Here is a 12,162-nt window from a genome sequence, read left to right on the forward strand (position 1 = left end):
TGTGGCGAGGGAGCTTGCTCCCGCTCGGGTGCGTAGCGCCCGCAAGTATTTTGGGCCGCTTCGCAGCCCAGCGGGAGCAAGCTCCCTCGCCACAAAAGCATCTTTCTACAGGTGAATCAGCAGGGATCAGTATTCCCAGAAGATCCGTTGCAGTTCCTTGCTGTCCTGGGTCTTGGTCAGGGCGACCATGGCCAGGATGCGGGCTTTCTGCGGGTTCAGGTCAAGGGCGGCGACCCAGTCGTATTTATCGTCTGGCTGTTCGGCGTTACGCAGGACCATGCCACCGGCGTTGACGTGGGAAGAGCGAATGATCTGCACGCCTTGCTTGCGCAATTCCACCAGCGCTGGAACGACCTTGGACGATACCGACCCATTGCCGGTACCGGCGTGAATGATCGCTTTGGCGCCCGCTTGGGCCAATGCTTTGTAAGCGGTGTCGCTCACGTTGCCGTAGCCGTAGGCAATTTCCACGTCAGGCAGGCTTTTGATGGTCTTGATGTCGAACTCAGAATCCATGGTGTGACGCTTGGCCGGTAGGCGGAACCAGTAGGATTTGCCCTCAACGACCATGCCCATTGGGCCCCATGGGCTCTTGAAGGCTTCGGTCTTGATGTTGATCATCTTGCTGACATCGCGACCCGATTGGATCTCGTCGTTCATGGTGACCAGCACGCCTTTGCCGCGGGCTTCCTTGCTACCCGCGACCGCAACGGCGTTGTACAGGTTGAGCATGCCGTCTGCCGACATCGCGGTGCCTGGGCGCATGGAGCCAACGACCACGATAGGCTTATCGGTTTTTTCCACAAGGTTCAGGAAGTAGGCGGTTTCTTCAAGGGTATCGGTGCCGTGGGTGATCACGATGCCATCCACGTCCTTGCTGTCGGCCAATTCGGCGACACGGCGACCCAGTTGCAGCAGGTTTTCGTTATTGATGCTTTCCGACGCAATTTGCATCACTTGTTCGCCGCGAACATTGGCGATCTGGCTAAGCTCAGGAACGCCGGCGATCAGTTGTTCGATGCCGACTTTGGCCGCCTGGTAGGTGGCACTGTTGGCCGCACTGGCGCCAGCGCCAGCGATGGTACCGCCGGTGGCGAGGATGACTACGTTGGACAGTTTGGTCTTGCTTTCAACTTCCTTTGCCTGGGCGGCAACGGGGAACAGCAGCAGAAGGGCCAGGGCGCCCGGAATAACGTTCTTCAATGCAGATTTCATTATTTTTCTCTCTGGTTTTTGATGAGTGCTGTAGCAGGTTCATCTAGAACACCCGGGCGGTTCTGAACGCCGCGAGGTGCTGAGAAAGAGCAGGATTTGTACCAGGCTGAGCATGTTGGATTTTTTAAATTAACTTATTGATTTAAAACAACTTAAAGCAATATTTCGGTTTGATGGGGCTCGGTGCTGTCCGGCTTTCCGAACGAGAAGGGCTGTGGTGTTCGGTTGTCCGAAAGCGTTCACGATTTGTTCGGGCACCCTGTGTGATCATTCGCCACCCAGCCTGTCGTTTCAGCGAACGTCAGAAAGGGCGAGTTTGCTTAAACGTATCAGCGGCGGGTAGCTGAAGGGAGGGCTTGGAGGGCGTCCATGAAAGGCGTGCTGGTACCGTTGACAAATCTCGACAAGGTTCTCATAGTTTGCTCAACGCAAACGTTTGCGAGATGTTTCACTGCGCCCTTGGCACATCGTGACAGCTCGTATCAGCCGCCCAGGTGGGAGGGCTGCCGAAGGGCTCTTCGGTGCAAGCGTTGCTCACAATAATCATAAGATCGGAGTGAACCCATGAAGCTGCCATTTGCTGGACGTCTTCTTGCTGTTGCTGTGCTTGCTGCCGCATCCGCCGCTTTGCCTCTCTCTTCTGCATTTGCCGATGACGCTGCCAAAACGCCTACCGTGGGTTTGGTCATGAAGTCCCTTGCCAATGAGTTTTTTGTCACCATGACCGACGGTGCGAAGGACTACCAGAAAGCGCACCCAACAGAATTCAAGTTGATCTCCAACGGCATCAAGAACGAAACCGATACCAGCGCGCAGATCGCCATCGTCAACGAAATGATCAACGCCAAGGTTGATGCGCTTGTCATCGCTCCCGCCGACTCCAAGGCACTCGCCAGTGTGCTGAAGAAGGCTTCCGATGCCGGTATCAAAGTGGTCAACATCGACAATCGCCTGGACCCGGAAGTACTCAAAAGCAAAAACCTCGATATTCCGTTTGTAGGCCCGGATAACCGCAAAGGCTCCAAGCTGGTGGGCGACTACCTGGCCAAGCAACTGGCCGCTGGTGACAAGGTCGGCATCATCGAGGGCGTACCCACGACCACTAATGCCCAGCAGCGCACCGCAGGCTTCAAGGATGCGATGGACGCGGCAGGCATGAAGATTGTTTCCACCCAATCCGGTAACTGGGAAATCGACCAAGGCAACAAGATCGCGGCAGCGATGCTGAGCGAAACGCCGGATATCAAGGCGCTGTTGGCCGGTAACGACAACATGGCCCTTGGCGCTGTTTCCGCCGTGCGTGCGGCAGGCAAGGCCGGCAAGGTGTTGGTGGTGGGCTATGACAACATTGACGCGATCAAACCAATGCTCAAGGACGGCCGCGTGTTGGCCACCGCTGACCAGGCGGCCGCCCAGCAAGCCGTATTCGGTATCCAGAACGCGCTGAAGCTGGTCAAGGGTGAGAAAGTCGATGCCAAAGATGGCGTGATCGAAACCCCGGTCGAACTCGTCATCAAGCAGTAATCCTGGCAGTACCCAACAGCGCCCGCTCGTCCTGAGCGGGCGCCTGGAGATTTTCCTATGTCATCTTCCGCCCCGAACGCTGTCCTCTCGGTCAGCGGTATCGGTAAGACCTATGCCCAACCGGTTCTGTCCGACATCACCCTGACGCTCAATCGCGGGGAAGTGTTGGCGCTGACCGGTGAGAACGGCGCAGGCAAAAGTACCTTGTCGAAGATCATCGGCGGCCTGGTCACGCCCACCACCGGGCACATGCAATTCAATGGTCAGGATTACCGCCCCGCCAGCCGCACCCAGGCCGAAGCCTTGGGCGTGCGCATGGTCATGCAGGAACTCAACCTGCTGCCCACGCTGACCGTGGCGGAAAACCTGTTCCTGGATAACCTGCCGAGCCGCTGTGGCTGGATCAGCCGCAAACAACTGCGCAAAGCCGCGATCGAAGCCATGGCCCAAGTCGGCCTGGACGCGATCGACCCGGACACGCTGGTGGGCAGCCTGGGCATTGGTCACCAGCAAATGGTCGAGATCGCCCGTAACCTGATCGGCGACTGCCATGTATTGATCCTCGACGAGCCCACGGCGATGCTTACTGCTCGTGAAGTCGAGATGCTGTTTGAACAAATCACGCGCCTGCAGGCCCGAGGCGTGGCGATCATTTATATTTCGCACCGGCTCGAAGAGTTGGCCCGTGTCGCCCAGCGCATTGCGGTATTGCGCGACGGCAAGCTGGTCTGCGTCGAGCCGATGGCCAATTACAACAGTGAGCAGTTGGTGACCTTGATGGTCGGTCGCGAACTGGGTGAACACATCGATTTGGGCCCGCGCACCATAGGAGGCCCGGCCTTGACAGTGACGGGCCTGACCTGTTCGGACAAGGTCCGCGATGTGTCCTTTGAAGTGCGCGCCGGTGAAATCTATGGCATTTCTGGCCTGATCGGCGCCGGCCGCACCGAATTGCTGCGCCTGATCTTCGGCGCTGACCCGGCCGACAGCGGCACCGTGGCCTTGGGGTCGCCGGCCAAGGTGGTGAGCATTCGCTCGCCGGTAGACGCGGTCGGTCATGGTATTGCCCTGATCACCGAAGACCGCAAGGGTGAGGGCCTGCTGCTGACCCAGTCCATCAGCGCCAACATCGCCCTGGGCAACATGCCGGAAATTTCCGGCGGTGGCGTCGTCAACAGCCGCAACGAAACCGCTCTGGCCAAGCGCCAGATCGACGCCATGCGTATCCGCAGTTCCAGCCCGACGCAACGGGTGTCCGAGCTGTCGGGTGGTAACCAGCAGAAGGTGGTGATTGGCCGATGGCTGGAGCGCGATTGCGCGGTGATGCTGTTCGATGAGCCCACCCGCGGTATCGACGTCGGTGCCAAGTTCGACATCTACGCCTTGCTCGGTGAATTGACCCGTCAGGGCAAAGCGCTGGTAGTGGTGTCCAGTGACCTGCGTGAGCTGATGCTGATCTGTGACCGCATCGGTGTGTTGTCCGCCGGGCGCCTGATCGAGACCTTCGAGCGTGACAGCTGGACCCAGGACGAATTGCTCGCCGCCGCCTTTGCCGGCTATCAGAAACGTGATGCGCTGCTCAACGAAGCCGCGCCTAGGAATACCCCATGAAAACAAACATTTCCCCCGGTAAAACTGGCGGCAACTTCTATGGCCTGGGTACTTACCTGGGGCTGGCAGGTGCCTTGCTGGCGATGATCGCGCTGTTCTCGGTACTCAGCGATCACTTCCTGTCCTATGACACCTTCAGCACCCTGGCCAACCAGATCCCAGACCTGATGGTGCTGGCGGTGGGCATGACCTTCATCCTGATCATTGGCGGCATCGACCTGTCCGTGGGCTCGGTGTTGGCATTGGCGGCCTCGGCAGTCAGCGTGGCGATCCTGGGCTGGGGCTGGAGCGTGTTGCCCGCCGCCCTGTTGGGCATGGGCTGCGCGGCGTTGGCCGGCACCATCACCGGTTCCATTACGGTGGCCTGGCGCATTCCGTCATTTATCGTATCCCTCGGCGTGCTGGAGATGGCCCGCGGCGTGGCCTACCAGATGACGGGCTCGCGCACCGCTTATATCGGTGACTCGTTTGCCTGGCTGTCCAACCCGATTGCCTTCGGTATTTCCCCGTCGTTTATCATCGCGCTGCTGGTGATCATCGCGGCCCAGTTGGTACTGACCCGTACGGTCTTCGGTCGTTACCTGATCGGCATCGGCACCAACGAAGAAGCGGTGCGCCTGGCGGGTATCAATCCCAAGCCTTACAAGATCCTGGTGTTCAGCCTGATGGGCCTGTTGGCTGGTGTGGCGGCGCTGTTCCAGATTTCACGTCTGGAAGCGGCGGACCCGAATGCCGGTTCGGGCCTGGAGCTGCAAGTGATCGCCGCCGTGGTGATCGGTGGCACCAGCCTGATGGGCGGGCGTGGCTCGGTCATCAGTACGTTCTTCGGGGTGTTGATCATTTCGGTCTTGGCCGCCGGGCTGGCGCAGATTGGCGCGACGGAACCGACTAAACGCATCATTACCGGTGCCGTGATCGTGATTGCCGTGGTCCTCGATACTTATCGCAGCCAGCGCGCCAGTCGGCGGGGCTGAACCATGGCAACGATCAAGGATGTGGCAGCGCTTGCAGGTATTTCCTACACCACCGTGTCCCATGTGGTGAACAAGACGCGCCCGGTCAGCGAGCCGGTACGCATCAAGGTCGAGGCGGCGATCAAGCAGTTGGACTACGTGCCCAGTGCCGTCGCGCGCTCGCTCAAGGCCAAGACCACGGCGACCATCGGCCTGCTGGTGCCCAACAGCCTCAACCCGTATTTTGCCGAGCTGGCTCGGGGTATCGAGGATTACTGCGAGCGTAATGGCTATTGCGTGATCCTCTGCAACTCGGATGACGACGCAGAGAAACAGCGCAGTTATTTGCGCGTGTTGTTGGAAAAGCGCGTCGACGGCTTGATCGTGACATCCGTGGGCGGCGATGACAGTGGCCTTGCCGCAGGCTTGAGTGCAGTGCGCACGCCCATGGTGATTGTCGACCGGGCGCTTGATGGGATTGATGTGGACCTGGTGCGCATCGATCACGAAGAGGGCGCTTACCTGGCGACCCGGCACTTGCTGGAATTGGGGCACCGGGACATCGCCTGTATCGGCGGCCCTGGGCATACCCGCGTGGCGCAGATGCGCCTGGCGGGTTACCAGCGTGCATTGCGCGAGGCGGGCATCGAGGTGTTGGCCAGTCGTACCCTGGAAAGCGATTTCACCAGCACGGGCGGGTATGCCGCAGCCGTACAGTTATTATCGCAACACCCGCCCAGCGCGATTTTCGCCAGCAACGATATGATTGGTTTTGGCGTGCTGCGCGCCGCCGCCGAGCGCAATGTGCGGGTGCCGGGCGAGCTGTCGGTCATCGGTTTCGATGACATCCAGATGGGGCGCTACGTCTACCCGGCGCTGACGACGGTTGGCCAGTCGATCCTGCAATTGGGCGAGACTGCGGCCGAATTATTACTGCAACGAATAGCAACACCCCAACTGCCGATCGATCAACGTATCGTGACGCCCAGTATTGTTTTGCGTGAGTCGACCGCGCCATTGGCTGATGTGTTCGCCCAATACCGCTGAACCGAATTGATGAGTACTGATGTATGCCAGCAAAAGTAGTGGTAATAGGCAGCTTGAACATGGACCTGGTCACCCGCGCCAGTCGCTTGCCGCGTGCCGGTGAAACCCTGATCGGCCAGACATTTTCCACTGTGCCCGGTGGCAAGGGCGCCAACCAGGCCGTCGCCTCGGCACGCCTGGGGGCGAGTGTCGCAATGGTGGGGTGCATCGGTACCGACGCCTATGGCAGCCAATTGCGCGATGCGCTGCTGGTGGAAGGGATCGATTGCCAGGCCGTCAGCACGGTGGACGGCTCCAGCGGTGTGGCGTTGATCGTGGTCGATGACAGCAGCCAGAACGCCATTGTCATTGTGGCTGGCAGCAACGGTGAGCTGACGCCTGCGTCACTGCGAACGTGCGACGCTGTGCTGCAGGCGGCAGATGTGATCATCTGTCAGCTTGAGGTGCCGATGGAGACCGTTGGGTATGCGCTCAAGCGGGGTCGCGAGCTGGGTAAGACGGTCATCCTCAACCCGGCCCCGGCAAGCGGACCGTTGCCCGCTGATTGGTATGCCTCGATCGATTATCTGATCCCCAATGAAAGCGAGGCCAGCGCTCTGAGCGGCGTGACGGTCGACTCCCTCGACAGCGCCAAGGTCGCCGCGACTGCGCTGATTAAAGCGGGCGCCGGTAAGGTCATCATTACCCTGGGCGCCCAGGGCGCGCTGTTTGCCGACGGCAAGAGCTTTGAGCACTTGGTGGCGCCGAAGGTCAAGGCGGTGGATACCACCGCTGCTGGCGATACCTTTGTCGGTGGCTTTGCCGCCGCGCTGGCCGCGGGCCAGAGCGAAGCCGAGGCGATCCGTTTTGGCCAGGTGGCAGCGGCGTTGTCGGTGACCCGCGCCGGCGCTCAGCCTTCCATTCCTACGCTGCACGACGTAAAAGGTTTTGTGCCCGCATGAAAAAGACCCCTTTGCTGAATATCGCCCTGTCACGCGTGATCGCGTCCCTGGGCCATGGCGACATCCTGGTCATCGGCGATGCCGGCCTGCCGGTGCCGCCCGGCGTCGAACTGATCGACCTGGCACTGACCCAGGGTATCCCGGATTTCATCAGCACCTTGCGTATCGTGCTGAGCGAAATGCAGGTGGAAAGCCATGTGCTGGCGCAAGAGATCCTGCTGAAGCAACCGCCCGCGCTGACCGAGCTTGATGTGCTCACAGAGCAGGCTGTACTGGGCGAGCGACGCCTGCTCAGCCATGACCAATTCAAGCAATTGAGCCGCAATGCCCGCGCCGTTGTGCGCACTGGCGAGTGCCAGCCGTACTGCAATATCGCGCTGGTGTCCGGCGTAACGTTCTAGCGTCCCCCCCCCCCATGACAAGGAGTGCTTTATGCAACGTGGTCTACCTACCCTGAAAAACCTGTTTCGGAGTGTTCTGCTTTTGTCCGCGCTCACAACTGCAAGCGCCCAAGCGGCGGAAAAAATCGACCTGATCATTGACACCGACCCGGGTGCCGATGATGTGGTGGCCTTGCTGTTCGCCATGGCCTCGCCGCAGGAGTTGAGCATTCGTGCGCTGACCACCGTCGCCGGCAATGTGCGCCTGGACAAGACCTCCCGCAACGCGCGCCTGGCGCGCGAGTGGGCAGGGCGCGAGGACATCCCGGTGTACGCAGGTGCGCCAGCGCCGCTGCTGCGCAAACCGATCTACGCCGAGAATATTCATGGCAAGGAAGGCATCTCGGGCGTCACGGTGCATGAACCGAAAAAAGGCCTGGCCGAAGGCAATGCAGTCGATTACCTGATCAAGACCCTGAGTAGCGCCAAGCCGCACAGCATCACCATCGCCATGCTCGGCCCGCAGACCAACCTGGCACTGGCACTGACTCAAGCGCCCGAAATCACCCAGGGCATCAAGGAAGTGGTCGTGATGGGCGGCGCCCACTTCAATGGCGGCAATATCACCCCAGTGGCTGAGTTCAACCTGTTCGCCGATCCGGTGGCGGCGGAGATCGTGCTCAAAAGCGGTGTGAAGCTGACCTACCTGCCGTTGGACGTGACCCATAAAGTCCTCACCAGCGACGCCCGCCTGAAGAAGATTGCGGACCTGAACAACAACGCGAGCAAGGTCGTCAGCAGTATTCTGAATGAGTACGTCAAAGGCGATATGGAGCACTACGGCATTCCGGGTGGCCCGGTCCACGACGCTACCGTGGTTGCCTACCTGCTCAAACCATCGCTGTTCAGCGGTCGTGAGGCCAATATGGTGGTCGACAGCCGCGAAGGCCCGACCTTCGGCCAGACCATCGTCGATTGGTACGACGGCCTCAAGCAGGAGAAGAATGTGTTCTGGGTTGAGAATGGCGACGCCCAGGGCTTCTTCGATCTGTTGACCGAGCGCCTGGCGCGTCTGAAGTAAGCTGTGTTACCCGGGCGGCACTCGTCGCCCGGTTCTATTCGCGCTCTTGGGCGCCCCTGTAGTCGGCCGGGTATTTCTCGAATATCTGGCCGATGAACGCTTGCGCCGCCTGGGTGCCCAATTCCTTGACCAACAGGTCGATACCAATGATCGCCAGTTCTTCCGGGCTTCCGGGGCTGTAGGAACTTTGCCCTTGGGGCCACTTGGCTTTGATGTCGGCTTGAAGCGTTACGGTGGTCATGGAAATCTCACGGGCTGAAAATTCGGACAATGCGCTGGAACGCCGTTCCAGCGGGCGCAGTTAAGCATTTTGTACGGCATTTGGCACTGCTACTTAGGCATGAAGCAGCGGCTGTGCGACACTGTCGGCCTGTTAAATGGCCGGGAAACACCGCGTGCAAATCGATTTGAGCAACCCCGACAACCTGACGCTGGAGGCCGTGCGCCAATTGCTTGGTAGAGCCAGTGACGACGAACATACCCAGTTGCGGGTGAGCAAGGCAGGCGTTGCCTACATTTCTTCCGGGGTAGTCGGGGGGGCTGAGATCGGTGGCCTGCTGTTTCGCCTGGAGACCTGGGCCAAGGGTTCCGGTTATGTCGGCCTCGTGGCGGCCAGTGATGAAGTGTGGGTCATGCAGATTTTTAACGCGCTGAAGCAGAATTGGCCTACAGCGACGTCAGACTATATCGACATCTACTAAGTGCGTTCATATCTAGTCACGATTGACAGGGCGCTTGCCAGCAGTGAGTCAGGCAGACTTGCCCACAAGCGGTTAACGTCTTGAAACCAATCGCTTTGACTGATGTCGCACGATCTCTGTCCACTTTTTATCATAGGAGGCTTCATGCCTTGGAAGCTCGCATCATTCGGTACTTTGTTGGCTGCGCTCGCGTTGGCAGGTTGCAGCACCCCGGGTGCCTCTGAGCCAGGCAAAGCTGCCACTGCGACCGATGCCGGTCATAGCCGCTGTGAGTCGAAGGCTGCAGAGTTCGCCATCGGCCAGAAGGCCTCGCCCCAGTTGCTGGAGCAAGCTCGCACGCGTGCCGGCGCGCAGAATGCACGTATTCTCAAGCCCAATGACATGATCACGCTGGAGTATCGCTCCGACCGCTTGAACCTGAACACCGACAACAATCTGGTGATCAACCGGGTTAACTGCGGCTGATACGGTTTTTGCATCACCCATAAAAAACCCCGTCACATGGACGGGGTTTTTTTAGCTCAGCGGAGAATTACTCGCCGCGAACCTGTGCAGCTTGCATACCCTTTTGGCCTTTCTCAGCCACGAAGGAAACGGTTTGGCCTTCTTTCAGGCTTTTGAAACCGTCGCTTTCGATAGCTTTGAAGTGTACGAACAAGTCGTCACCGCCACCTGTAGGAGTGATGAAGCCGAAGCCTTTTTCATCGTTGAACCATTTAACGGTGCCGGTTTGGCGATTAGACATGGTGTATCTCCAAGAAACATATATTTTCAGTAGTGCTGTGCTGCTCAGGCCAACTGGGCACACTGGGCTATCATAGTCGAAATGTTCGGCTTGGGAGCCCCCCCAAGGCACTGTTTGCTAATCAATCGCTTTGCGTTTGATTCATCATTGGGCTGAAAGCCCCGATTTACGGGGCTTTGCGACGAAATATCAGCTGTTAAAAAAAGCCGTAAAACCTGCATAATTTGTGTGAAATGGCAGTTTTCAGGCTGTTTTTCCAGCGAAATGGCCGTCGAATCGTCAGCCAATCTTACTTTTTCTTCGCCACTCTGCAGGACGAAATAGCCGCGACCGCTTTGTTTTTAAGCTCCGGGCTGGCGTTCTGGTTGGTCATCAATTCCTTGATCTCGGCAGTGCTCAATTCGGCATTGATCTTGTCAGCACCGCATTCGCAGTGGGCCTTGGCGGTCTTGGCGTCCACGTTCTGGCTGGCGGCGGCACTGCAGTCGTTGACGAAGGCGTCACGGGCGCCGGCTGGCCAGTTGGAAGGGGCTGCAGCCTGCGCGCCGAGGGAAAGGAGGCTCAGGGTAGCGGCGACAGCGAGGGTAGAGGTAAAACGCATCATGGGATGCTCCTTTGGGTCGAGGACGAACGGCGATTCTCAGTGGCTTTGAGGCCCTGCGTACAGCTCAAGTTCACTTTCGCAACTATAAAGCCATGAATTGCTCTTTACTCAACGCTTGGCCGACGCGATGACCGTTCATCTGTGCTAGCATCCTTGCCTGGCTATTTCCGGGCGCGCCATTTGCCGCCTTGCCAGGTCCTTTTTGTTCACTCCAGTCACTCTGGTTCGATTATCGGTTGGCCGAAAGGCTCCTGCCGCTGTAAGGCAGGCGTTCTTCATTGAACGGCCTGGTGTTGGATCTTGTACTGGCTCATCCCAACCCACGTGACCTTTGGTAGGGGTCACCACTAGGAGAGGAGGCGCCATGCCAACTATTACTCTTCCCGACGGCAGTCAACGTTCATTCGATCATCCGGTTTCCGTAGCCGAGGTCGCCGCATCCATCGGTGCTGGCCTGGCCAAGGCCACCGTGGCCGGCAAGGTCGACGGCAAGCTGGTTGACGCCAGCGACCTGATCACCAGCGACGCCAGCCTGCAAATCATCACGCCCAAGGATCAAGAGGGGCTGGAGATCATTCGCCACTCTTGCGCGCACTTGATTGGCCATGCGGTCAAGCAACTGTATCCAACCGCCAAGATGGTGATCGGCCCGGTTATTGACGAAGGCTTCTATTACGACATCGCCTATGAGCGTCCTTTTACTCCGGACGACCTGGCGGCCATCGAGCAGCGCATGCACGCGCTGATCGAAAAAGATTACGACGTCATCAAGAAAGTCACCCCACGTGCCGAAGTGATCGACGTGTTTACTGCACGTGGCGAGGACTACAAGCTGCGTCTGGTAGAAGATATGCCGGACGAGCAGGCCATGGGGCTGTACTACCACGAAGAATACGTGGATATGTGCCGTGGCCCGCACGTGCCGAACACGCGCTTTCTCAAATCGTTCAAGCTGACCAAGCTGTCCGGTGCCTACTGGCGTGGTGATGCGAAGAACGAACAGCTGCAACGGATCTACGGCACGGCCTGGGCTGACAAGAAGCAACTGGCCGCCTATATCCAGCGCATCGAAGAAGCTGAAAAACGCGACCACCGCAAGATCGGCAAGCGCCTGAACCTGTTCCACCTTCAGGAAGAAGCGCCGGGCATGGTGTTCTGGCACCCGAATGGTTGGACCCTGTACCAGGTGCTTGAGCAGTACATGCGCAAGGTGCAGCGCGAAAACGGTTACCTGGAGATCAAGACTCCACAGGTGGTCGATCGCAGCCTGTGGGAGAAATCCGGGCACTGGGCCAACTACGCCGACAACATGTTCACTACCCAGTCGGAAAACCGCGACTACGCCATCAAGCCGATGAAC

General features: G+C 58.8%; 14 protein-coding genes. 10 read left to right on the forward strand and 4 right to left on the reverse strand.

Translation table 11 applies throughout. From position 1 onward, the window contains the following. Positions 1–126: 126 nt before the first annotated feature. Positions 127–1,215 (reverse strand): asparaginase, encoded by a 1,089-nt coding sequence (locus CER19_RS08845; protein WP_019820900.1) that lies wholly within the window; start codon positions 1,213–1,215, stop codon positions 127–129. A 564-nt stretch (positions 1,216–1,779) separates the two neighbouring features. Between CER19_RS08845 and CER19_RS08850 the strand changes: the two genes are divergently transcribed. The 7 genes from CER19_RS08850 to CER19_RS08880 are packed head-to-tail and all read left to right on the forward strand — an operon-like array spanning position 1,780 to position 8,752. Further along, positions 1,780–2,739 carry a sugar ABC transporter substrate-binding protein gene (locus CER19_RS08850; protein ID WP_003192504.1) on the forward strand — a complete coding sequence of 320 codons (960 nt, stop codon included), beginning with the start codon at positions 1,780–1,782 and terminating at the stop codon, positions 2,737–2,739. A 57-nt stretch (positions 2,740–2,796) separates the two neighbouring features. Next, positions 2,797–4,350 carry a sugar ABC transporter ATP-binding protein gene (locus CER19_RS08855; protein WP_116666144.1) on the forward strand — a complete coding sequence of 518 codons (1,554 nt, stop codon included), beginning with the start codon at positions 2,797–2,799 and terminating at the stop codon, positions 4,348–4,350. Beyond that, positions 4,347–5,324, forward strand: a complete 978-nt coding sequence (locus CER19_RS08860) for an ABC transporter permease (protein ID WP_044275169.1) — start codon at positions 4,347–4,349, stop codon at positions 5,322–5,324. Before CER19_RS08855 ends, CER19_RS08860 begins: the two co-directional genes overlap by 4 nt. A gap of 3 nt (positions 5,325–5,327) precedes the next feature. Then, positions 5,328–6,350, forward strand: coding sequence for a LacI family DNA-binding transcriptional regulator (locus CER19_RS08865; protein ID WP_003192500.1), 1,023 nt, complete (start codon positions 5,328–5,330; stop codon positions 6,348–6,350). A 23-nt stretch (positions 6,351–6,373) separates the two neighbouring features. Next, positions 6,374–7,291: a ribokinase gene (gene rbsK / locus CER19_RS08870; protein WP_116666145.1), complete on the forward strand. Its 918-nt coding sequence runs from the start codon at positions 6,374–6,376 to the stop codon at positions 7,289–7,291. Next, a complete protein-coding gene (gene rbsD / locus CER19_RS08875; RefSeq protein WP_116666146.1) occupies positions 7,288–7,692 on the forward strand; it encodes a D-ribose pyranase in 405 nt (134 codons plus the stop codon). The genes rbsK and rbsD overlap by 4 nt, the downstream gene beginning before the upstream one ends. A gap of 31 nt (positions 7,693–7,723) precedes the next feature. Then, positions 7,724–8,752, forward strand: a complete 1,029-nt coding sequence (locus CER19_RS08880) for a nucleoside hydrolase (protein WP_116666147.1) — start codon at positions 7,724–7,726, stop codon at positions 8,750–8,752. A gap of 34 nt (positions 8,753–8,786) precedes the next feature. Here CER19_RS08880 and CER19_RS08885 read toward each other — a convergent pair whose 3' ends face one another. Next, the gene (locus CER19_RS08885) at positions 8,787–8,993 is read right to left on the reverse strand and encodes a hypothetical protein (RefSeq protein ID WP_116666148.1); all 207 of its coding nucleotides are present in this window, start codon (positions 8,991–8,993) and stop codon (positions 8,787–8,789) included. Between the two features lie 154 nt (positions 8,994–9,147). Here CER19_RS08885 and CER19_RS08890 point away from each other — a divergent pair, with 154 nt between their 5' ends. Together CER19_RS08890 and CER19_RS08895 are read left to right on the forward strand one after the other, a co-directional pair. Then, a complete protein-coding gene (locus CER19_RS08890) occupies positions 9,148–9,453 on the forward strand; it encodes a hypothetical protein (protein ID WP_116666151.1) in 306 nt (101 codons plus the stop codon). Positions 9,454–9,597: 144 nt separating this feature from the next. Then, positions 9,598–9,918, forward strand: a complete 321-nt coding sequence (locus CER19_RS08895) for an I78 family peptidase inhibitor (protein WP_003192494.1) — start codon at positions 9,598–9,600, stop codon at positions 9,916–9,918. Between the two features lie 67 nt (positions 9,919–9,985). On the opposite strand, the gene CER19_RS08900 is transcribed toward CER19_RS08895, so the two are convergent. Further along, positions 9,986–10,198 (reverse strand): cold-shock protein, encoded by a 213-nt coding sequence (locus CER19_RS08900; protein WP_003192493.1) that lies wholly within the window; start codon positions 10,196–10,198, stop codon positions 9,986–9,988. A 289-nt stretch (positions 10,199–10,487) separates the two neighbouring features. Next, entirely contained in the window at positions 10,488–10,802 is a 315-nt protein-coding gene (locus tag CER19_RS08905; protein WP_116666149.1) for a hypothetical protein, read from the reverse strand. A 364-nt stretch (positions 10,803–11,166) separates the two neighbouring features. Between CER19_RS08905 and CER19_RS08910 the strand changes: the two genes are divergently transcribed. Further along, positions 11,167–12,162 (forward strand): threonine--tRNA ligase (locus CER19_RS08910; protein ID WP_116666150.1); only part of this gene is annotated, 996 nt, incomplete at its 3' end.

It is taken from the genome of Pseudomonas sp. GL93 (assembly GCF_003408955.1).
Classification (GTDB): Bacteria; Pseudomonadota; Gammaproteobacteria; order Pseudomonadales; family Pseudomonadaceae; genus Aquipseudomonas; species Aquipseudomonas paracarnis.